The 20,865-nt window shown below is 37.2% G+C and carries 21 protein-coding genes and 2 pseudogenes; 9 read left to right on the top strand and 14 right to left on the bottom strand.

Features of this window, described 5'->3' with window-relative positions:
- Positions 1 to 140 precede the first annotated feature (140 nt).
- On the bottom strand, positions 141 to 1,271 hold the full coding sequence (locus SB773_RS08115; protein ID WP_410589393.1) for an RNA-guided endonuclease InsQ/TnpB family protein: 1,131 nt from the start codon (positions 1,269 to 1,271) through the stop codon (positions 141 to 143).
- Positions 1,272 to 1,697: 426 nt separating this feature from the next.
- Here SB773_RS08115 and SB773_RS08110 point away from each other — a divergent pair, with 426 nt between their 5' ends.
- From SB773_RS08110 to gerPF, 7 genes are all read left to right on the top strand, one after another.
- The gene (locus SB773_RS08110; RefSeq protein WP_088045458.1) at positions 1,698 to 1,877 is read left to right on the top strand and encodes an aspartyl-phosphate phosphatase Spo0E family protein; all 180 of its coding nucleotides are present in this window, start codon (positions 1,698 to 1,700) and stop codon (positions 1,875 to 1,877) included.
- A gap of 96 nt (positions 1,878 to 1,973) precedes the next feature.
- The gene (gene gerPA, locus SB773_RS08105) at positions 1,974 to 2,195 is read left to right on the top strand and encodes a spore germination protein GerPA (RefSeq protein WP_410589390.1); all 222 of its coding nucleotides are present in this window, start codon (positions 1,974 to 1,976) and stop codon (positions 2,193 to 2,195) included.
- A 14-nt stretch (positions 2,196 to 2,209) separates the two neighbouring features.
- Entirely contained in the window at positions 2,210 to 2,416 is a 207-nt protein-coding gene (gene gerPB, locus SB773_RS08100; RefSeq protein ID WP_002116962.1) for a spore germination protein GerPB, read from the top strand.
- Between the two features lie 64 nt (positions 2,417 to 2,480).
- A complete protein-coding gene (gene gerPC / locus SB773_RS08095) occupies positions 2,481 to 3,095 on the top strand; it encodes a spore germination protein GerPC (RefSeq protein ID WP_410589388.1) in 615 nt (204 codons plus the stop codon).
- A gap of 6 nt (positions 3,096 to 3,101) precedes the next feature.
- Positions 3,102 to 3,296: a spore germination protein GerPD gene (gene gerPD / locus SB773_RS08090; RefSeq protein ID WP_193652769.1), complete on the top strand. Its 195-nt coding sequence runs from the start codon at positions 3,102 to 3,104 to the stop codon at positions 3,294 to 3,296.
- Between the two features lie 14 nt (positions 3,297 to 3,310).
- Positions 3,311 to 3,697: a spore germination protein GerPE gene (locus SB773_RS08085; protein WP_193652768.1), complete on the top strand. Its 387-nt coding sequence runs from the start codon at positions 3,311 to 3,313 to the stop codon at positions 3,695 to 3,697.
- 42 nt (positions 3,698 to 3,739) lie between these two features.
- Entirely contained in the window at positions 3,740 to 3,955 is a 216-nt protein-coding gene (gerPF, locus tag SB773_RS08080; RefSeq protein WP_098385040.1) for a spore germination protein GerPF, read from the top strand.
- A 55-nt stretch (positions 3,956 to 4,010) separates the two neighbouring features.
- Here the strand turns inward: gerPF and SB773_RS08075 are convergent, their stop codons facing one another.
- The 8 genes and pseudogenes from SB773_RS08075 to SB773_RS08040 all read right to left on the bottom strand — a co-directional run.
- Positions 4,011 to 4,718: a DNA alkylation repair protein gene (locus tag SB773_RS08075; protein ID WP_410589385.1), complete on the bottom strand. Its 708-nt coding sequence runs from the start codon at positions 4,716 to 4,718 to the stop codon at positions 4,011 to 4,013.
- Between the two features lie 192 nt (positions 4,719 to 4,910).
- Positions 4,911 to 5,189, bottom strand: coding sequence for an RNA polymerase alpha subunit C-terminal domain-containing protein (locus tag SB773_RS08070; protein WP_328019664.1), 279 nt, complete (start codon positions 5,187 to 5,189; stop codon positions 4,911 to 4,913).
- 23 nt (positions 5,190 to 5,212) lie between these two features.
- Positions 5,213 to 8,938, bottom strand: a complete 3,726-nt coding sequence (gene addA, locus SB773_RS08065) for a helicase-exonuclease AddAB subunit AddA (protein ID WP_410589383.1) — start codon at positions 8,936 to 8,938, stop codon at positions 5,213 to 5,215.
- Positions 8,935 to 12,450, bottom strand: a complete 3,516-nt coding sequence (addB, locus tag SB773_RS08060; RefSeq protein WP_410589381.1) for a helicase-exonuclease AddAB subunit AddB — start codon at positions 12,448 to 12,450, stop codon at positions 8,935 to 8,937. Before addB ends, addA begins: the two co-directional genes overlap by 4 nt.
- 117 nt (positions 12,451 to 12,567) lie before the next feature.
- Complete coding sequence (lepB, locus tag SB773_RS08055) at positions 12,568 to 13,131, bottom strand: signal peptidase I (protein WP_002011277.1); 564 nt, start codon at positions 13,129 to 13,131, stop codon at positions 12,568 to 12,570.
- 210 nt (positions 13,132 to 13,341) lie between these two features.
- Positions 13,342 to 13,935 carry a TVP38/TMEM64 family protein gene (locus tag SB773_RS08050; protein WP_002011278.1) on the bottom strand — a complete coding sequence of 198 codons (594 nt, stop codon included), beginning with the start codon at positions 13,933 to 13,935 and terminating at the stop codon, positions 13,342 to 13,344.
- Between the two features lie 335 nt (positions 13,936 to 14,270).
- Complete coding sequence (locus SB773_RS08045; RefSeq protein WP_002011279.1) at positions 14,271 to 14,852, bottom strand: competence protein ComK; 582 nt, start codon at positions 14,850 to 14,852, stop codon at positions 14,271 to 14,273.
- 49 nt (positions 14,853 to 14,901) lie between these two features.
- Positions 14,902 to 14,988 (bottom strand): annotated as a pseudogene (locus tag SB773_RS08040) (RNA-guided endonuclease InsQ/TnpB family protein); the annotation flags it as partial.
- Between the two features lie 293 nt (positions 14,989 to 15,281).
- On the opposite strand from SB773_RS08040, the gene SB773_RS08035 reads away from it, so the two are divergent.
- Positions 15,282 to 15,467 (top strand): hypothetical protein, encoded by a 186-nt coding sequence (locus SB773_RS08035; protein WP_002011281.1) that lies wholly within the window; start codon positions 15,282 to 15,284, stop codon positions 15,465 to 15,467.
- Between the two features lie 50 nt (positions 15,468 to 15,517).
- On the opposite strand, the pseudogene SB773_RS08030 reads toward SB773_RS08035, so the two are convergent.
- Positions 15,518 to 15,779, bottom strand: a pseudogene (locus SB773_RS08030) (hypothetical protein).
- A gap of 26 nt (positions 15,780 to 15,805) precedes the next feature.
- Positions 15,806 to 16,009, bottom strand: coding sequence for an RNA chaperone/antiterminator CspA (gene cspA, locus SB773_RS08025; protein ID WP_002011282.1), 204 nt, complete (start codon positions 16,007 to 16,009; stop codon positions 15,806 to 15,808).
- A gap of 276 nt (positions 16,010 to 16,285) precedes the next feature.
- On the opposite strand from cspA, the gene SB773_RS08020 reads away from it, so the two are divergent.
- Entirely contained in the window at positions 16,286 to 16,780 is a 495-nt protein-coding gene (locus SB773_RS08020; protein ID WP_410589377.1) for a DUF6584 family protein, read from the top strand.
- A gap of 39 nt (positions 16,781 to 16,819) precedes the next feature.
- Here SB773_RS08020 and aceA read toward each other — a convergent pair whose 3' ends face one another.
- The 3 genes from aceA to SB773_RS08005 form a co-directional block, all read right to left on the bottom strand.
- Positions 16,820 to 18,097: an isocitrate lyase gene (gene aceA / locus SB773_RS08015; RefSeq protein WP_002125874.1), complete on the bottom strand. Its 1,278-nt coding sequence runs from the start codon at positions 18,095 to 18,097 to the stop codon at positions 16,820 to 16,822.
- 25 nt (positions 18,098 to 18,122) lie between these two features.
- On the bottom strand, positions 18,123 to 19,712 hold the full coding sequence (gene aceB, locus SB773_RS08010) for a malate synthase A (protein ID WP_131246098.1): 1,590 nt from the start codon (positions 19,710 to 19,712) through the stop codon (positions 18,123 to 18,125).
- A gap of 341 nt (positions 19,713 to 20,053) precedes the next feature.
- Complete coding sequence (locus SB773_RS08005; RefSeq protein WP_410589375.1) at positions 20,054 to 20,728, bottom strand: S-layer homology domain-containing protein; 675 nt, start codon at positions 20,726 to 20,728, stop codon at positions 20,054 to 20,056.
- Between the last annotated feature and the right edge of the window lie 137 nt (positions 20,729 to 20,865).

Raw genomic sequence — 20,865 nt, 5'->3', positions numbered from 1 at the left:
ATACGATAAACTTAACTAAATCTATACAATTCAATCAAATTTACACAAGTTAGTGCTTCAAAGTGTTCTCGCAACCCCGAAGGGACGAGGGGTATAACACTCCACACGAGGCAGTATCGTTACCTCATATTATCAAGCATTTATTTTACCCATCTTGATAAATTTATCGAAGCATTTAAATCTCTATCGTGATGGCTATTGCACCCAACACAACGCCACTCACGTATTTTTAAACTCCACTGTCCTTCTGGTTGAACTGAATGGTCGTATTTAACGCCACAACATGCGCAAATCTTGCTTGAAGCGAACCATTTATCAGCTTTTACATATTCAATGCCGTACTTCTCGCACTTGTATGACAAACATTGAAAGAAGAAGTTTAATTTTTGAAATGAAAATGCTTTCGATAATTTTTTGTTTTTTAACAGGTTTGAGATATTTAAGTCTTCCACAACAATCCTCATTGGTTTGGTTTTCACCAAGTTAGCTGTCGCTTGATGGATATGGTTATTTCGGATATTAGTAATTTTCCTAGATAACCGAAGGTGCTCAATTTTAGCTTTTTCATATCCGGCAGATTGAAATTTTACACCTTTTTTAAATCTCCTAGACATATCTCTTTGTGCTGACTTTTTCCTTTTCAAAATTTTTTTAACCTTAGCATCTTTGTTTATATTTCGTTCTTTCGTACCATTAGAAGCTACAAACAGCTCTTTTAAACCAACATCCACACCAATCGACTCATTGGTTAGTTCTTGTGATTCAAAGTCTTCTTGGAACCCTACACTAATCCACCAGTGACGACCATCAAATGTAACTCTTGGATTTGATGGTTTTTTGTTTCTTGGTAGTTGTTGGCTTGTTTTCACTTCTCCAATAGACTGAATATCAACTACTTTCTTTCCTATAATCAGTCTTTCATAATTGGCATAAAATCCTTGAATTAAATCTTTTTTGGATTTATAAGAAGTGTGATAACCATTTTTGTACTTTTTGAACGAATTTTTTCTCGCCTTATCAAAATCTTTTGAAGCCTGTTTTGGAACTTGTGCGTTGATGTCATTTAACCACTCATATCTCTTTCGCTTCTTGATCTTTGTAAATCGTTTCTGTAAATCTAACTGTGATACAGATTTTCCAAATAGCTTATAGTATCTATCACTCATTCTTTTACAATAGTTATAAGCGAATCTTGAAGCTCCAGCATGATTTCTAAGCACTTTTTCTTGTTCAGGCGTTGGAATCAGTCTGACTTTCTTCGCCAATATCATCAGAAGGCAACTCCTTAATCATTTGATTGATTTTTTCTGCTTTCGCAACATTCACGCTCACCATTTCTAGCCATGTTGTAGTTCAATCAGCTTTAGGGATTGCCCGCAGTTAACCCTCACTACTAGCCAATTACTTGACTAGCAGGGCTTACTGATATATTTAATTAACTTTGGTTATAATTGTTTAAATAAATCGTAACAGTTAGTTACCCTTTAATTGTATTCGCATCCTTAAGAAAAAAACCTTCTTATACACGCTAATTTTTACAATATTCAACCATTCTTACATTTGTTCCTCATCCGTTATTTGACATAAAATGTAGAAATTATACTTTTTTTAGCGAAGATGTTTCTTTTTTATTGGATTTTTGTATAATATGTACTACATATATACATAAAATTTATTGAGAGATGGAGCCGATTTCAATGTTTGAGCAAGCTATCGAAAAAAAACGCGAAAAAATGATCTATTTTGCTGAACGATACGGAATGACTTCTCAAAAAACAGTGAATTGTAGCCAGGAATTGGACAGGCTCTTAAATGTTGTTTGGCCTATACACACAGATTGCACACACACTCAAATGTTCGAAACACATACGCAATAACGTATGTGTTTCTTTTATTTCAAAAAAATACACATTTTATTGAAAACGCCCATACAATAATAGAAAAGAAAATTTTAAAAACGAAAGGTGTTTTGTATGCCAGCTATGGTCGGACATATTCGTATCGTTAATATTGGATCAAGTGGTATTTTTCATATTGGAGATGTATTTGCGATTAGGCCTATTAGTTATTCACGCGCTTTTGCCGGAGCCGGTTCATTTAATGTTGGGGATAACATCTCTGTCTACAATTATCAAAGCTCAACGACTGTCAATGATTCAGATGGAATTGATCAGGCAATAATCGGTTCGAACTAAAGGAGGCGATTGCATTGAATTTTTATGTGAACCAAAGTATCATCATTAACAGCATTAAAATCGATAGCATTACGACCTCTTCCGTTTTTCAAATTGGAACTGCAGGTAGTATTAAGGCTCTTTCTAAATTCTCAAATACTGGCGGATTTACAGAACCTCTTCGCCCTTTAAGTGCGAAAGGACAAATTATTTCTATTAAACCTTCAACTAGTTCTTCTTAAACCATCCTTATCATAAATATATAACAGTACTATCCCCTCCCTATTGAAAAGGAGGTTTCACAAAATGAATCAAGATATATACACTTACCTACACCAACTTCAGCAAGCTCTCCAAATACAGCAGCAAACTATTCTAAATCTCGAAGAGCAAGTTCGCCTACTACAAGAAGAGCTTAATGAGTTAAAAAGTCGCCCCTCCTCTTCTATAGGAAAAGTGGAATATAAATTCGATCAATTAAAAGTAGAAAATTTAAACGGTACTTTAAATATTGGCTTGAATCCATTTTCAACAAAAGGACAACAAATTGAAGATTTTCAAGTAGATACAGAAACATTAAAAGTAAATCCTGAAACAGAAATAAATCCAGACTTTTATCAAGGTATCCTTCAAGAAATGCATCGCTATTTAGATGAAGAAGCATATAGTCGAATTCTCCATTTTGAACAAGAAGAGAGAACGCCGCTTGATGAGATGTATCGACAAATGATGGTGGATGACATAAAAAAACAGATGGAACATAGACTTCCATATTATTTATCACAAGTTCAATCGTATGAGGGTATTTCCACAGATCCCGATTATTTACGAGACGTCATTATTCAAGCGATGAAACAAGATATTGACAAAGCCTTTCTTTCCTTTATTCAACACATACCAGGCAATTTCCGAAAGGAGTAAGTATGTATGAATTTAAATGTTGTGAACCGCGAGTTAAAAGTAGGGCAGATTAAAATGAACGGGGTTTCTTCTTCCGCATTATTTTTAATTGGAGATGCAAACTTCCTCATCCTTTCTTCTATTCTTGATACACCATTCGAATCCGTTACAGAGGGACCATTTGTACCATTAGTAACAGATGTCCCTTCGACTCCAGGTTGAGGAGAGGAAAAATTATGCTTCGTCATATTTCAATTGTACAAAATGTTTCTATCATTTCTATGGGGATTGCAGCTGTCTTCCAGGCCGGGGATGCTAATCAAATAGAATTAAAAAATAGAGCGCTTATCGTTCATCGAGAAATCCCTTGTTATATAAAAGGTGAAGGTCGTTTTGATGCGTTTGAAATCTTTACAGATGAACACATTACAATTCCAAAGCGAACAACAGATGTAAAAATGAATATTGTAAATGAGTGCCCTTTTATTGAAGTAAATGATGTTCACTTGCGAACACTTTTAAATTCCGCGTGCTTCCAAATCGGCAATGTTGACTATGTTTTTAATAATTCTCGCACGCTACAAATCCGCCAATTTATTACTGATGAACCTTCCTCTAAATAATTCATATAGTAATTAAAAAGCTTAGTAAAGTAGGTGGATGGTATGCCTTCGATTGTAGGAAATCTCGTCGTTCAAAACAGTAACGGCTCTTTCAACTTAGGAGATTTTTATAACGTGTCTCCGAAAGAAAATACGAAAGCTTATAACGGTTCTGGGGCTTCCAATGTCGGATTTGTCGTCAACACTTTTAGCGGCGTTAGCGCAACAAATACATTTGATTCGGACGTTGCAGACCAAGATCAAATTGGAACAGCGTAAAAAAGAAACAGCTTTAGCTCTATTTTGTGTAGAGCTAGGGCTGTTTCTTTTAATTTTAACATCTTACATATTTACGTTTGAATCCGAGTCTTCCTCTATCAAGTTCTTTATGAATACTTTCGTAAGCATTTAGAAAACTGCTTTTTTTGTTGTCCCGTTTTAGCTCCACTATGCCTACTTCCTTTGCAGTTTCAACTGCCTTTTCATGTAGCGGCACATATGAAATCCCCACGGTGTTTAGAAAATTATTCATAGCGGATTTCGTTCGTTCTGGCGCATCGTGAATTGTATTTTTCACAACTTCTAGCATATTGGTAATCTTACTTTCGGAAAATTCATGGTCTTTTCGATTCCCTAAAAGCCAGCAGTAGCAACTCCATCCCGCTGACATTCTTAGTTCGTCACCACTTGCAATCCATTTATCAGCAACGTCTTGTGCAAAATCTGATTCTGATAAAGTTACTGCTACCACATAATCGGACAGCATATAAAAGTACACCCCATCCATCCAACGATCAAAATCCGATTCTTTCATAGTTTTTGGATCTGCAATAATGCCTGCAAAGTACATCGCATCATAGTTACCTGTAGCATAAAGCTCTTCAGCTAAACTTTGATTGATTTTTATTTTCTTCGCGATTGGTTTCATAGCACCTGTAGCTACGCCAAAAAGTGGCTCCTTTGCACCATTGGATATGTATATTTTTTTAGTTCGTTCCTTACCGAGAGTTTCAAGCTCTTGCATTACTGTTTCAAAATCCATCGTGTTGCACTTCCTTCCTTAATATTATAATCAATCCGCTTATATTCTTGATCCATCTTTTAAATCGTTTTGTCCATCGATTTACGATTTTCAAAATGGGATTTCGTTATACTCGTTTATCTAGCTAATTAATACCGATTATAAAAACTAATCATTAATGAAGATGCTACTCCCCGCTAATGATTAGTTTTTTTATTTAAATGATAATCCCTTATCTTCTAAAGCCGCTCTCAATTTAGGTAAAGATGCTGGCCCTATACCATGCAGTTTCAAAATTTCTTTTTCACTATACTTTGAAAGTTCTGCTTCAGTCGTTATTCCATGGCGCTCTAACGCTCGCCTTGCTGGTGCTGAAAGAAGAGAAAGAAAGCCTTCTTTTGGCTTTCTCTCTTTCTCACAGGTTGGGCAAGTTGGACAATCGCTACTTTTGTAGTACTCGTGTCCTTGATCACAAGTTCTTAACGTCGCCATAATCCATAACCCCTTTCTAAGCTCTATTCGTCAATATTTACAACATGATTTCCATCAAAGAAATATAAACATTTCTCTTTCACAGGATGTTTTAAGCTTTTCTCGAGTGCTTTTGCATATAGTGAAAGCTGTACTTTGTATCGGTCTTCTAAAATTGGTTTCGCTTGATCAAATCCGCCTGGGAACTTTCCTTCAATCGTATCTGTTTTAAAGTCGATTAAAGTAATTCCGTCTTCCTCTTCGATCATGCAGTCGATAACCCCTTGGACAAGTATTGATTCGCCTTTCTTCCCTTGCCAATCTTGATACGCTTCTTCTGCTGAAAGCATCATCGTAAATGGTACTTCACGTTCAACACTTTTTGCTGCTAATACCCTTTTACCTAAGTCACTGTCAAAGAATGAAATTACCTTTTCAATCGCTATTTCTTCAGCTTGTTCAAATGTTAATAGTTCTTTATTTACCATTCTTGCAATTTGTTCTTGAAGAACTTCAATCGTAATTGGTTTCTTCAAATCTACATGCTGCATAACGGCATGGACTGCTGTCCCTCGCTCTGCGTATGTTAGCCCTTTTTTCTCCATAAAGCGCGGACGTGTTTTAATTGGTGCACGAAGTTTTTTAATAAAGGCGTTATCGCTACCTTCTTCAGATTGATAATTTCTCTTTATTTCTGTAACAGACTGCTTCGCACGGTGAGATGTCGCGTCCGCATAACCGTATTCCCACATCAATCTGTCGTACACTTCTTCTTTCCGTTCACTTTCTAACGGAACAGCTTTTTTATCACGAAGCGCTTCTAATAACTCTTGTTTCTCTTCTTGAACTGGTTCTGGTGCAAGTAAATCTTTTCCTTCAACAACTTCTACTTTCCAGCTAGCACTATATTCATAAATTTCGCCTGGAATATTTCCTTGTCCTAATTCAAGAAGCATTTCACTATCACGGTGTCTATATAAGGAAGGTGCAATCCAGTCTAAGTAGCAAGACGCTCCGGCACGAATATGGTCTGGTAATAACCATTCACTATGCTCTCTTGCATCGAGCCATTTTTCCATTTCTTTATTTGCATCTTTAACTGTTCCAATTAAAATTAACTTCTCTTTTGCACGTGTTAACGCTACGTATAGTACGCGCATTTCTTCCGCAATTAATTCCATCTTCATTTTACGCTTAATCGCTAGTTGCGATAATGTCGTATATTTAATTCGTTTACGAGGATCGATAAATTGTGAACCGAAACCGAAATCTTTATGAAGTAAGAAACGCTTCATTAAATCTTGTGTATTAAAACGGCGACCAAGTCCAGCTACAAATACGACTGGGAACTCTAGCCCTTTACTTTTATGAATCGTCATAATGCGAACAACATCTTCTTGTTCTCCAAGAGCTCTCGCTGTTCCCATATCATCTCCGCGTTCTAAAATCCGCTCAATAAAGCGCAAGAAGCGGAATAATCCTCTAAACGATGTTGCTTCATATTGTCTTGCGCGGTCATATAGTACGCGTAAGTTTGCCTGCCTTTGCTTTCCGGCTGGTAAACCGCCGACAAAGTCGTAATAGCCTGTCTCACCGTACACTTTCCAAATTAAATCAGAAAGAGATTGTTGACGCGCAAATTCACGCCACCCTTGCAGTAAGTTATAAAACCACTCTAATTTATCATGCAATTCTTGTTCTTCTTCAAGCGGCGCTCCCTTTAAGAATGAGCTCATCACTTCATAAAACGAGCCTTTCTTTCCATGAGCACGAAGCGTCGCAAGTTCTTCGTCATTTAGTCCAACGATCGGTGAACGAAGTACAGCTGCAAGCGGAATATCTTGTATCGGATTATCAATAACACGGAATACGTTCATCATAATATTTACTTCTGTCGCTTCAAAGTAACCAGTCGCAAGGTCAGCATATACCGGAATGCCTTGTAGTTTTAACTCTTCCATAATTTGCGGCGCCCATGGCATGGAGCGAAGTAAAATAACGAAATCACGATATTGCACTGGGCGCATACTATCAGTTTTACGATCATACACTTCATAGCCTGAATCGACCATTGCTTTAATACGCTGCGCCATAAGACGAGCTTCAAGCTGCGCTTTTTCTACTTCGGCACCTTCTTCACCGTCTTGCACTTCTTCCTCAGTTTGCTGAATACATAATAGCTCTGCCGCTACATCTTCACCTTCTGGATAGCTAGCACCTAGCTTTAATTCAGCGTCAGCATCATAATCGATTTCGCCGACTTCTTCGCCCATAATTTGTTTGAAAATAAAGTTCGTACCTGCTAGCACTTCATGACGGCTACGGAAGTTTTTCGCTAAGTCAATCTTCATTCCGCCGCCCGATCCTTCTTGTGTGAAACGTTTATATTTTCCTAAAAATAAACCAGGCTCTGCTAGTCGGAAACGATAGATTGACTGTTTTACGTCACCAACCATGAACAAGTTTCCTTCACTCTCAGAATCTTTCGTTACGAATTTAATAATTGATTCCTGTACGAAGTTCGTATCTTGATATTCATCAACTAGTACTTCAGCAAATTTATTACGATATTGAAGCGCTACTGCTGATGGCTTCATTTCACCGCCTTCACTTTGCTCGCTTAAAATTTGCAAACAGAAATGCTCTAAATCTGTGAAATCGACCATTCCTTTATCTCGCTTAATCGCTTGGAAACGCTCTGTAAATACTTTTACAAGCTTCACGAGTTTTTCTAATACAGGATGCATATTTTGAAAATCTCGTAAGAAACTTTCGGGTCTGCGGCTAAATAGCTCTTCTTGTAATTTCTTCACTTCATCTTTCGCTTTATTACGAAGAGAATCTACTTGTTTTACAACATCTTCGTTGTAATCACTTTTTTTAATACGCTTTAACGTTTGCCACGATACATTTTGCATCGCTTCATAAACGCTTGTCCACGATCCACGCGCTGCTGAGGATAACGTTCCAAGTAAAGCTAAATCCGCTTGTAAAGTTTCAACGCGAGGCGCTGGACCATCAGGAAGCATTGCGAGTTCAGTCGCCTTACGAATATGCTTTTCCGCTGTTTCAAGCTGGAATTTTACATCTTCTAATAAGTAAGAAGCGTACACTAAATCTTCAATCGTCTTTCCTTCAACGTCGTATGCTTCTACTAATTTATCAAGCCACTTCTCCGGGTTTGGATGCGCTCTTGATTCTGTATGAAGCGCTAAAATCATTCGTTGTAAGTCATCGTCACTACGGTCACTCGTATAACGATCAACTAGTTCAAAGAAAATACTATTATCTTCGATTCCATATTCTTCTTCTAATATGTCATCTAGCACTTCTTCTTTTAATAACTCATTTTCTGTTTGGTTCGCAATACGAAAACGAGGATCGACATCAAGCATGTAATAATATCCTCTAATAACTTGTAAACAAAATGAATGAATTGTAGAAATGGAAGCTTTATTTAATAAGCTAAGCTGCTTTCTTATATGCTGTGAACCTGGCCCATCAATTAATACTTTTTCTAACGCTTCCCCAATTCGATTTTTCATTTCTTGCGCCGCTGCATTCGTAAATGTTACAACGAGCAGGCGGTCGACATCGACTGGATTTTCCTCACTTATAATCTTTTTAATAATACGTTCAACTAATACCGCTGTTTTCCCTGATCCAGCTGCCGCTGCGACTAAAATATCACGTCCGTTCGCTACAACCGCTTTCCACTGGTCATCTGTCCATTGACTACCTTCTGGTTTCTGAGGCCAATTTTCTATCATTCTCCGCCAACCTCCTCTCTAATTTTCTCCATCGCTTCGCTATCTTTCATATCTTTTAACGTACGGAATTGGTTATCTTCAAGTGATTCATCAAATTGACAAACAGATTTGAAGTTACAGAACGTACATGCCGCTTTATTCCCCTTTTTGTAAGGAGCAATATCGATAACACCTTCTGTAATGTCTTTTCCGATATTTTCAAACGAGTGGTGTACATATTTTTGAAGTACGTTAAACTCTTGTTCACTTGCAATGCTAGAACGCGCACTAAAACTACCATCTTTTTTCAGACCAGCAGAAATAATATCAGAGCTTCCTGTTGAAAGTTTATTATCCATTAAACGCACAACGTCAGCATCTCCTAGTACGAGACCTTTCATTTTAAATTTCTTTAAAATTTCTTTCTCAATTTCTTCTTCAGATGCATCGCCTTTCATCTCAACAATTGGGTTATGAATATGGAAATACAATACACCCGCCGGTGATGCAGTACTGCCCTTTTTCATCCACGTATGTGCATTTGAAGTAACAACATCTAAATACGTTAACATTTGAAGTGCGAGTCCGTAATACACTTCCGTTAAATCTAACGCTTTCGAACTTGATTTATAATCAATAATACGAAGGAACGTACCACTCTCATCTTCCGCCTTATCAACACGGTCAATACGGCCAACTACTTCCATCTTCACACCATTTGGCAACGCAAATTCCATTGGCGGAAGAGATCCAGTCCCGCCCATACCGAACGGTACTTCTAAATCAACTGGTACAAATCCACTCGACTTCGCATGTTCACGAAGAATAAGTGACGTACGGAAAATGATTTGTTGTAGTTTTTGCTTTAAATAGAAATGACGGTTCGAACTTAATAAAATTTGTCTTTGTAATAACGGTGCAATTTCTTCTATTACTAAAGCAGAAAGGTGTTCACACTCTTTTATTGATAAATCCGCCCAAGTCCGATTTTCACGTAATAGCTTGTCTGCAATTCTCTTCAGCGCTGCATGGAATAATTCACCGATATCTGGCGCATCAAGTTTGAAAATATCACGCTCTCTTAGCGATAAACCGTGCTGGGCAAAATGAGCGTACGCACAGCGATTAAATAGTTCCATACGAGAAACGCTTCCCTTAATTGTATCTCCATATAAATCCCTACTTACATCTGTACTTAGTTTCTGTGCACGATTTCGGTAGAATAAACTTGATAACACACGGCTACTTTTTTGCTTCCATTCATCTGAAGTAACGTAGAAGTTATATACGTCCCACCAAAAGTCTAAATTGCCTTCAAATCCGTATCGCTTCCACGTTTGCAGTTGCTGCATGACATAAGACAACGTTACTTCTGGCGTTGCTACATATGAGATTTGTTCCGAACGCGATAAGTCATTTACATCATTCGTAATAAACGATTCTTTCACATCAGGGAACATTCTTTTTATTTTTTTAATAAAACTAGAAGCAAGTAACGTCTTTCCTTCTTCATCCGCAAGCGGACAGGAAATGTATAACTTCTCAGATGCTCTCGTCACCATTTGATACATAACGAACTGTTCTTCTAATAAAGTTTGTCTCGTCGTTGGTGCTAATTCGACACCTGCAGCGGTGAGAACATTTCTTTCCTCATCAGAAAGCATACCTTCATCCATAGGCGCTGCTGGAATCACTCCTTCATTTACTCCAATAATGAACGTCGCTTTAATATCTGATAATCTAGAATGATCAATATTAGCAACTAACACTTGATCTAGTGACGGCGGAATGTTCGCAAATTGAAGTGCCTCAAGTCCTGTCGACATAACCTCCGTAAACATTGAAAGGGACATCTTCTCTTCGCCAAGCATCTCAACGAACGTATCAAGAAGATTCATCACTTCTTCCCATACTTGCTCATGGTCTGTCGCAAATAAGAAATCTCCATTTTCTTCTGCACGAACACGTAATTCTTCTAGTTTTTTCGGAACGTCAAGCTCCTCTAAAAATAAATATACCGCTTCGCACATTTGCATAACTGTTCCAGCACGCTTCAGTCTTTTTTGCATACGAATAACTGGCGTTCTTACAACGTCGCGAAGTCGATTTATTTTCTCTTCCATTTCACGCTCACTGTCTGTTATCATTTCGCTCGCACCATCAAGAGAACGATAACGACGATACATCCACGGATCTTCAGAAGTCCATCTCTTCCCTTGTACACCATACGCTAAACAGTAGTTTTCAAACTCATCCATCTCTTCGCGCATCGCTTCTTTTCTTACATCTAATGGATATAAAAGCTCTGTTTTCACGCAGCGGAATACTGCATCATAACGCCAATTCCCGCTAATAATCTCGAGTGCAGAACGAATACATTCTACTAGCGGATGATGTGACATTGGGCGTTTTTCATCGATGAAATGCGGGATATTATAATCCGTAAATAACGTTCGCATTACGTCGTAATAACTTTCTCCGTTACGAAGAAGGACTGCGATATCTCGGTAACGATAGTCTTCATCCGCCACAAGTCTTCTAATTTCACGAGCTACACCTTCTACTTCAGCTCGTAAATTAGCTGCTGTACTAATTGTTACACTCGCTTCACCATGATACTTTTCATTCGGACGCGCTTCATAATGCGTTTCTAAATGAGCTAATGCTGGAGAATGAAAACGCGGTTGTTCCATAAGTAGAATTGTTTTTTCAATTTCTATTTTCTCTTCACGCGCTACTTGTTTTATTTTTTCATACGTTAATGTCGTTTCATAAAATAAATCTAGTTCATTCACTGGCTGCGCTAACGTTTTTTCATCTATCGTTAATGTTATTGTTACTCTTGTTCCTAATCTCATTAGCCCTCTAACGATTTCTAGCTCTTGAGGAGAAAATGAATGGAATCCATCTATATAAATTTCCGCGCCTTTTACATACTCAGAGTCTGAAAGCTTCTCAATTAATAATTGTAAGTAGTCTTCTGAATCTAAATACTTTCCGATTAAAGCACGTTCAAAATCATCATATAGTAACTGTAAATCATACACTTTATTCGCTAGTAGCTTTTGCTCTGCACTACTGCTATGCGTGTCTAATTGTTGCCACATTTCATATACGTTAGACGGCGTCACATTGTAACGTTTAAACTCAGCAATCATACTACCAAGGTGTTCAAAGAAACCGTTTTGCTCCGCTGCTTTTTGAAACACAGATAGTCCATCTTTACGAGATTCTACAATTTTACGAAGCAACATATGTACACCCGCTTCATCAATATGAAGACGACTCGCTCCGCCAACTTCTTGCAGCACCTTCCACGCTAATCGCGAAAAACTAAAAACTTGTGCCCGAATAGAACCTCTTACATCTTCACTCCCAATTAACGCCTGCTGCGTTTGGAATGTCATCTGTTCTGGCACAAGATATAATATTGTTTTCCCTCTTGGGCGCTGTTTTAACTCTTCTTGCACTTCGTGTAAACAAAGTGTACTTTTTCCACTTCCAGCTCTACCAATCACAAATCGAAGTGACATGAAACCCCACCTTTCACTTACATAACGAACGTTAGTTTGCTATCACAATTGTATTATAGGACGATAAAAAAGACAAACATACTCGTTTGTCTTTTCCTTATACTTCATTTTATTATATCAGCCTTTTGAAAAATTCGTTTGTACCTCTTGAATCGGCCAATATCGTAAATCAACTTTACCGACAACTGTATCAGCTTTCACAAAACCGAAGTGCCTACTATCCCAGCTACCAAGGCGGTTGTCACCAACTACAAAAATAGAACCGGGTGGTACAAACTTTTCTTTCGTTAACTCTTCTAGTTTAAAATCGCCTGTTAATTGCCGTCCATTTGTCTCTTTCTTATACGTCTCTAAATAAGGTTCATCCACGAATTGTCCGTTTATATATAATTTATCATGCTTATATTCGATATGATCCCCAGGTAAACCGATAATTCGCTTTACATAGTCCTCTTTTTTATTCGCATGAAAAACGACGACATCAAATCGATTCAAGTCCCCTACTTGATAACTCACCTTATTCACAACGAGCATATTTCCATCTTGCAATGTCGGCATCATTGACTTCCCCTCTACAACGTACGTTGAAAAGAAAAACGTTCGAAAAAATACAGCTAATAGTACACCAATTAAAATTGTTCTTACCCACTCTAGCCCTTCTTTTTTCAAAGTTTTCTTCATTCGCTTCTCCCCTCGCCCTTTAATGATGAAGCTTGCATTTATAAAGTGAAACTTAATCGGTGGGGGTTTTGTTCATCCCCCACCGATTATGAGCCCGCACCAATCGGGCATTTACGGGCAGTTTGATCTCCCACCTAACTTCTTTGCTTCAGTCGAATTTTTTGGTGGGAGTTTTACTGCCCTCAAATAGCGGGACAAAGAAGACTTTTCCTAATGTAGTTCTAACTTTACTTCAATTTTTTTACCGACATACCATAAAATAAAAATAACAACGCCCACAATAACCGATTTCACCGGCTTATGAATAAATGACACTAAATCATGACCGATATACGTTAAAATAAAGATCATAACAAGCTTTCCAAATGCTAATGCTAGTCCAAACTGTTTTACGCTAATGCGAGATAAACCAGCTACAACGTTTATAAGCGCAGATGGTGTGAACGGAAAACAAAATATAACAAAGATTGGCGCGAACCCTTTTCTTTCAATCCATCCCATCGCTTTTCGCACTCTCTCATGCTTATTTACAAAAGAAAAGAAACGACTTCTTCCAAAGCTACGAATAATGAAAAATACAAGCATTGCACCAATTACTGACCCAATCCATGAATAAAGAAAACCGAACCAAAAACCAAATGCAACAGCATTCGCCAACACAAACACAATGAGTGGCAATGCCGGAATAAGCGCCTCTATCATCGGTAAGCCAATACCGAGAAGTGGTCCGAACGCACGATAACTTTCAACAATATGATCCATATTTTCTGGTGAAAAATACTCTTTGATCGTTTGAAAATCCATTCTACACTTTACCCCTTTACTCTAATTACTACCTCTACTGTATCATTGCTTAAATGAAAGAGGAAATGGTAGATACGACATATGGAGATGTATTTATTAAAGTTTCCATATCATTCGCTAGAATTCCTTCATTATTATGCTATGATAATCTTTCAATATTCGACAAGGTTTGTTGTACGTTTGGTTGTTTGAGGAACAATATTTTTTGATGATTTTTTTCGGTAAATGAAATTACAGCGGTGATTTTCTGAATACATCGACCACAATTTGATTTTTATCGACTTTCCGACAAAAACAGACAAATAAAAAGGATGAGTCTCCCCATCCTTTCCCTCTCACACTTCGCCTTCCTTCACAAAATACACTTTCTCATATGCTGGTGTTAATTTAGATTCTTCATTTTTATCAATCTCTTTAAAGCAAGGATTTCCTTGTTTTTTCTTACGATCTTCATACTCTGTCCGTAATTTCGCTGTACGATTTTGCTGATTTTCAAAGCTACTTTTTGACATTTCTAGTTTCACAGCGAAACCATTTATAAATCTAATAATAAGATTTCCATCTTTTAATTCTTTATTATCTTCAATATGAAAATGAGACAACCACGCACACTCTTTTCGAGAATAAGAATACGTAGGGAAAAAATAAAGTTGATCTGTCGGGCTAATTGCGATAGGAGCTTTATGTGTAATACGAGTTAACTCCTTCGTTCCTTCTTTTCTTCCAAAGAAACTAGAACCATGCTTCCGGCAACTTCTCTCTATAATATCAAGAGGCTTTTGAAATACGAAAAAAGAATCTTCCATTTCTACAATTCGCGTAACAACTTTCTTTTCTCCTAGAACAACAGGAAGTAAGGCCATTGTATTTTTGCTTACAACATAGTTTTCGACATAACGTTCTACTTTACTTTCCATAGTCTACTGTCTGCTACTACAAATATAGGCAAATGTATATCCTTAGAGTATGTAGTTTTTGCACGCTAAGAATACTTTTATCTATACTCGCTCTTTTGTTAGTAACAGATTTTTCACCTCTCTTTTTTAAATTTTCAATTGCTATTTAATTTCCCTTCTTCATTTCCCTTTTATAGTAGCACCTACGAAAAGGAAATGGCTTACATTCTGCGATTCTTTACAAATACTTATAATAAATCAAATATAATACAAATCTGTTAATAATAATATATGGATATCAAAAGAATAATCTGTATAAAAAGAGGATTCTATATACGAAAAAAGAATTTATATCATTTGTAATATGTTTAACACATTCCCCTTTTCATATAATTACAGCAATTAATTTTGCTATAATTAAAATATAAATCAAATATACGGAGGTCTCTCATGGAAGAAAAGCAAGATCATCCAACAATTCAAATGAAAAATAGTAGCATTGTTATCGTAAAAAATTCAGCGAGTATTATATTCGGTTTATTTTTTATTTTACTGTTCTTCGCGAAGCCTTTTCGTAAATCTAAATGTCCAGAATGCAAGAAACGTGAAAAGAAAAAAGCTGTGAAAGAACACTAAAAGGCCTTCCTTTACGGAAAGCCCTTTTTACATACTGATTGCCATTTCCTTCATTCTTCTTCATCCTCAAAAAAACCTACTATTTTTTCTTCCAATATTCTCTGTATCTCTTTCAACCTGTACTATGATTATATATGGTTCTTGATCTAAATACCGAGAATGAGACTTCCTCAAATCAATTACCGTCACTTTATCATTTTCATAAGTTTTCGAGTACGCCTTTATTTCTTCAATCGTACTTTTTAGGCTGTCTTTATTACTAATATAAATATCGTATATCTCAACAACAAAAAAAAGGATGGCATAAGCCATCCTTTTTTCTATAATAAACTATAAAATTATAGTTTGATTACGTTTTTAGCTTGAGGTCCACGGTTGCCATCTTCGATTTCGAAGCTAACTTTTTGGCCTTCTTCTAAAGATTTGAAACCATCAGTTTCGATTGCAGAGAAATGTACGAATACATCGTTTTCGCCTGGAACTTCGATGAAACCGAAGCCTTTTTCGTTGTTAAACCATTTTACTTGTCCTGTAACTGTCATAATTATTTCCTCCTACGAAAATACATTTTATTTAGTCTTCATGTATAAAAAAAGAATCCACACATTATCAAATTCGAAACATAAACTAGTTCTCACATACTTTTTCCCGTTTGTTTTCGGCATTTGATAATATATGGATTGCTTAATTTAATTATTCAACTGGTATTATCATAACATACTTAAAATAGAATGTACAATCCTTTTTAAAAATAAAATTTCTAAATTTTATTATTTCTTATAAAATATAACCACACCTATTCTAATAAGGAGGCGTGTATGACAGAAATAATCCCTAAAAAAACATTAAAGAGAATTGAAAAAGATATTGAAAATAACAACCTTGGAAAAGCAAGAGATAGATTACACGGATTAATCACTACTTATCCGAATGAATTAGCACTTAGGAAAAAACTCGGTGACATTTACTTTACATTACAATACCCAGAAATGGCTGGACGGTATTGGTATCTTGAAAAAGAGAAAACAGGTGTTATGCACGCGGCATGTCTACAATTTGAAAAATCGATGGGAAACGACTCTTATCATATTGTACGTGCTTTAAAATTCAAAGGAGATCGTAACATTATTACAGGACTACACACCGAACGTCCCTTACAGCCATTGCAGAAAAAAGTGATAGAGGAACTAATTGATGATTATGAAGAAACATGGAAAGACAAACTATTTACATGGGGCTGTCTATCATTATTCGCATTCCTTCTTTTTACTGCTATCGTTGGTATATTCACTATATTTAATTGGATATTTTAAATAGAAGTAGATGCCTATAACAGGCACCTACTTCTATCATTATTTCGTAAACTGTTCTTCTTCTGTGGATCCTTTTAGAGCAGTCGTTGATGAAGTACCGCCTGTAATCACTTGTGCTACTTCATCAAAGTATCCTGTTCCTACTTCGCGTTGATGGCGCGTTGCAGAGTAACCGTATTTCTCTGCTGCGAACTCTGCTTGTTGTAATTCAGAGTACGCTGCCATGCCGCGCTCTTTATAACCACGCGCTAATTCAAACATGCCGTAATTTAATGAATGGAATCCAGCAAGCGTTACGAACTGGAATTTATAACCGTACGATGCAATTTCTTTTTGGAAGCTTGCAATCGTTTTTTCATCTAATTTTTGTTTCCAGTTAAAAGAAGGGGAACAGTTGTAAGCAAGTAGCTTCCCTGGATATTTCTTATGAATTGCGTCCGCAAAGCGTTTTGCATCTTCTAAATTTGGCTCCGACGTTTCACACCAAACGAGATCTGCATACGGCGCATACGCTAAACCACGTGCAATTGCTTGATCAAGACCTGCTTTCGTATGATAAAACCCTTCTGGCGTTCTTTCACCTGTAATAAACTCTTGATCAACTGGATCGATATCGCTCGTAATTAAATCTGCCGCATCTGCATCTGTTCTTGCGACGATAATTGTTGGTACACCCATTACATCCGCAGCAAGACGTGCCGAAATTAAATTACGCACCGCTGTTTGCGTCGGTAATAATACTTTTCCGCCTAAATGCCCGCATTTTTTCTCTGAAGATAATTGGTCTTCAAAGTGCACGCCAGATGCACCCGCTTCAATCATCCCTTTCATTAATTCAAATACGTTTAACTGTCCACCAAACCCAGCTTCAGCATCCGCCACAATTGGAACGAAATAATCCGTATCACCGCTACCTTCCATATGCTGAATTTGATCAGCACGTTGAAGTGTTTGGTTAATTCGTTTTACAACAGCTGGCACACTGTTCGCCGGGTATAAGCTTTGGTCAGGATACATATGTCCAGAAAGGTTCGCATCTGCCGCTACTTGCCAACCGCTTAAATAAATTGCTTTTAATCCAGCCTTCACTTGTTGCATCGCTTGGTTTCCTGTTAATGCCCCAAGTGCATTAATATAATCTTCTGTATGAAGTGATTTCCAAAGCTTCTCTGCACCGCAGCGCGCTAACGTATGTTCAATATCAATCGATCCGCGCAGACGAATTACATCTTCAGCTGTATATGGACGTGTGATCCCTTTCCAGCGCGTATCTAGTTCCCAGCTTTCCTGCAATTTATCAATTCTTTCGTTTTTCATATGTTCCATCCCCTTTTCTTGTTTCTTATAAAATTTCATAACCCGGTAATGTTAAAAACGGCATGAACTCGTTATTACGAACAAGGTTTGTAAACAGTTTTGTTGCTTCTTCAAATCTCCCCTTATTAAATGCTTCCTTACCAATCTCTCTTTCTATTTTTGCTAGTTCTTCTTCTTTCAATTCTTCCATCAATTTAAAAGTGATATTACGGCCATCACTTAACTTTCCACCCTCATGACGAATCCACTGCCATACTTGTGCTCTTGATATTTCCGCTGTTGCCGCATCTTCCATTAAGTTATAAATTGGAGCTGCTCCTCTCCCGCTTAACCAAGATGCAATATATTGAATACCGACGTTAATATTCGTGCGAAGACCACCTTCTGTAATCGTTCCCATCGGTACTTCTAATAAATCCTTTTCTGTTACACGTATTTCTTCACGCTTTCTAAAAATTTGATTTGGCGTTTTCATTATGTGATTAAATACTTCCATTGCAACCGGTACAAGTCCCGGGTGGGCAACCCAAGTCCCGTCATGACCGTCTAAAGCTTCGCGCTCCTTATCAGCACGCACTTTCTCAAAAGCCGCCTCATTTGCTTCTGGATCATTTTTAATTGGGATTTGCGCTGCCATCCCTCCGATTGCTGGCGCATTACGGCGATGACACGTTTGAATAACTTTCAAAGAATACGCGCGCATAAACGGCGCTGTCATCGTGACTTGCGCTCTATCTGGAAGTAAAAATTTATTATGATTACGGAAGCTCTTTAAGAAACTAAATATATAATCCCATCGCCCGCAGTTTAAACCAGCAGAATGATCTCTTAGTTCATACAAAATTTCATCCATTTCAAATGAAGCGTGAATCGTTTCTATTAACACAGTCGCTTTAATCGTTCCGTTCGGAATACCGATATACTTTTGAGCAAATACGAAAACGTCATTCCATAATCTTGCCTCTAAGTAACTTTCCATTTTCGGTAAGTAAAAGTATGGACCACTTCCTTTTGCTAAAAGCGTCTTCGCATTATGGAAAAAGTACAAACCAAAATCTACTAAACTGCCAGACATGTTCTTGCCATCAACTTGCGTATGTTTTTCTTCTAAATGCCACCCTCTCGGACGCACAATTAATACAGCTGTTTTACTATTTAAACGATATTCTTTTCCGTTTTCATTTTTATGTGAAATCGTTCCCTTATTCGCATCTCGTAAGTTAATTTGACCTTCGACAGCATTTCTCCAAGTTGGTGCATTCGAATCTTCAAAGTCTGCCATAAAAAGATGTGCTCCTGAATTTAAAGCGTTAATGACCATCTTTCTATCCACCGGCCCAGTAATCTCCACTCGGCGATCCTCTAAATCTTTCGGAAGCTGGGCAATTGTCCAATCACCTTCACGTATGCTTTTTGTTTCCTCTAAAAACTTCGGAAACTCTCCCGCATCAATTCGTTTTTGTTTCTCCACACGCTTCTGTAAAAGTTCTATGCGGCGCCCATTGAAATTTTCATGCAGTTCCTTTAAAAAACTAAGCGCCTCAGGTGTCAATATTTCGTTGTACGCTGGTAACATTTCTCCGGCCAGTGTAACCCGTGAAGTTTGCGTCGACATATTAGCATCCCCTTCTTAAACTGTCTTATAACAGATTTGATTTTATGTTTTATATTATATAACAAATCTTCAGAAAAGGAAGTTTTTTTTGAAAATTTAATGATTTTTTTGCAAAACTGTGTTTATCCATTATGATTCCAAGCAAAAAAAGAGCCAGTGTTATATAACACTGGCTCTTTTTTATAAAGTGAAACTATAATCAGTGGGGGGTTTGTTCATCCCCCACTGATTATTGGCTCTCACCAATCGGGCTTTTACGGGCCGTTGATCTCCCACCTAACTCCCTCGCATTCGCCGAATTTTGAGGTGGGAGTCTTACTGCCCTCAAATAGCGGGATAAATTATTGTTGCTGATCATTTAAAATTGCTTTGTATAGGAACTGTGCATATTGTTCACGTGTTACTTTCATACCTGGTGCAAAGTTACCTGAACCATCACCTGCTGAAATGCCATTTGAACCTACTGCATTAATTGCTTTAGCTGCCCAATATCCTGCTGGTACATCTTTAAATCCTGGTGTACTTTTCACTTGTAACTCAAATGTTTCCGTTAAAATTTGTGCCATTTCTGCACGTGTTAACGTATCTTTTGGTCTGAAGTTTCCACTACCATCACCTTTAAAGATTTCTAATTCTGTTAATGCTAAAATTTCAATTGGGAACATTGTTGAGTTATCATCAACGATATCTTTATATGTACTTACAAACTCATGATCTTCATCAAAGTATTGATCCCCGTCAATTGTACGGTAAATTAACGCCACTACTTGCTCACGGGTTACATTATCACCAAAACCGAATCTTCCATCTCCGTAACCAGCAATAATTCCCCAATCTGCTAGATTTTGGATCGCTCCATAAGACCAATGCCCTTTCGGTACATCTTTAAATGTAACAGGAGCAGCTTGTTGTTGTTTCACTGCTACTTCAGCATTTGCTGTAGTACCTTGTCCGCTTAATCCAATTCCACCCATAATTGTTAAAGCTGTTGCTACTTTTAAAATCTTTTTCTTCACTGTATTCTCTCCCTAAAAAAAACATATTTTTTTCTAATATAAAGAATTTATGGAAAAGTAACAATACACTTATCCATATAATGTTTGTCTAATTTGTGAACTGTACTTCATATACTTATCTTTATACTTAATTAACA

It is taken from the genome of Bacillus sp. SIMBA_074, assembly GCF_046534555.1.
Classification (GTDB): Bacteria; Bacillota; Bacilli; order Bacillales; family Bacillaceae_G; genus Bacillus_A; species Bacillus_A mycoides.
This window is presented reverse-complemented; position numbering and strand designations above follow the sequence as displayed.

What these genes read in the sequence shown, in the direction of transcription:
- SB773_RS08075 (WP_410589385.1), bottom strand. Translation starts at nt 4,718, where the DNA reads ATGGATTTTGAAACAGTAATGCAAGAGCTTGAAACTCTCGGTAAGGAA.
- cspA (WP_002011282.1), bottom strand. Translation starts at nt 16,009, where the DNA reads ATGACAGTTACAGGACAAGTAAAATGGTTTAACAACGAAAAAGGCTTC.
- addA (WP_410589383.1), bottom strand. Translation starts at nt 8,938, where the DNA reads ATGATAGAAAATTGGCCTCAGAAACCAGAAGGTAGTCAATGGACAGAT.
- SB773_RS08070 (WP_328019664.1), bottom strand. Translation starts at nt 5,189, where the DNA reads ATGGCGACGTTAAGAACTTGTGATCAAGGACACGAGTACTACAAAAGT.
- gerPF (WP_098385040.1), top strand. Translation starts at nt 3,740, where the DNA reads ATGCCTTCGATTGTAGGAAATCTCGTCGTTCAAAACAGTAACGGCTCT.
- SB773_RS08050 (WP_002011278.1), bottom strand. Translation starts at nt 13,935, where the DNA reads ATGGATTTTCAAACGATCAAAGAGTATTTTTCACCAGAAAATATGGAT.
- SB773_RS08110 (WP_088045458.1), top strand. Translation starts at nt 1,698, where the DNA reads ATGTTTGAGCAAGCTATCGAAAAAAAACGCGAAAAAATGATCTATTTT.
- lepB (WP_002011277.1), bottom strand. Translation starts at nt 13,131, where the DNA reads ATGAAGAAAACTTTGAAAAAAGAAGGGCTAGAGTGGGTAAGAACAATT.
- addB (WP_410589381.1), bottom strand. Translation starts at nt 12,450, where the DNA reads ATGTCACTTCGATTTGTGATTGGTAGAGCTGGAAGTGGAAAAAGTACA.
- SB773_RS08035 (WP_002011281.1), top strand. Translation starts at nt 15,282, where the DNA reads ATGGAAGAAAAGCAAGATCATCCAACAATTCAAATGAAAAATAGTAGC.
- aceB (WP_131246098.1), bottom strand. Translation starts at nt 19,712, where the DNA reads ATGTCGACGCAAACTTCACGGGTTACACTGGCCGGAGAAATGTTACCA.
- SB773_RS08115 (WP_410589393.1), bottom strand. Translation starts at nt 1,271, where the DNA reads ATGATATTGGCGAAGAAAGTCAGACTGATTCCAACGCCTGAACAAGAA.
- gerPC (WP_410589388.1), top strand. Translation starts at nt 2,481, where the DNA reads ATGAATCAAGATATATACACTTACCTACACCAACTTCAGCAAGCTCTC.
- SB773_RS08045 (WP_002011279.1), bottom strand. Translation starts at nt 14,852, where the DNA reads ATGGAAAGTAAAGTAGAACGTTATGTCGAAAACTATGTTGTAAGCAAA.
- SB773_RS08020 (WP_410589377.1), top strand. Translation starts at nt 16,286, where the DNA reads ATGACAGAAATAATCCCTAAAAAAACATTAAAGAGAATTGAAAAAGAT.
- aceA (WP_002125874.1), bottom strand. Translation starts at nt 18,097, where the DNA reads ATGAAAAACGAAAGAATTGATAAATTGCAGGAAAGCTGGGAACTAGAT.
- gerPA (WP_410589390.1), top strand. Translation starts at nt 1,974, where the DNA reads ATGCCAGCTATGGTCGGACATATTCGTATCGTTAATATTGGATCAAGT.
- gerPD (WP_193652769.1), top strand. Translation starts at nt 3,102, where the DNA reads ATGAATTTAAATGTTGTGAACCGCGAGTTAAAAGTAGGGCAGATTAAA.
- SB773_RS08085 (WP_193652768.1), top strand. Translation starts at nt 3,311, where the DNA reads ATGCTTCGTCATATTTCAATTGTACAAAATGTTTCTATCATTTCTATG.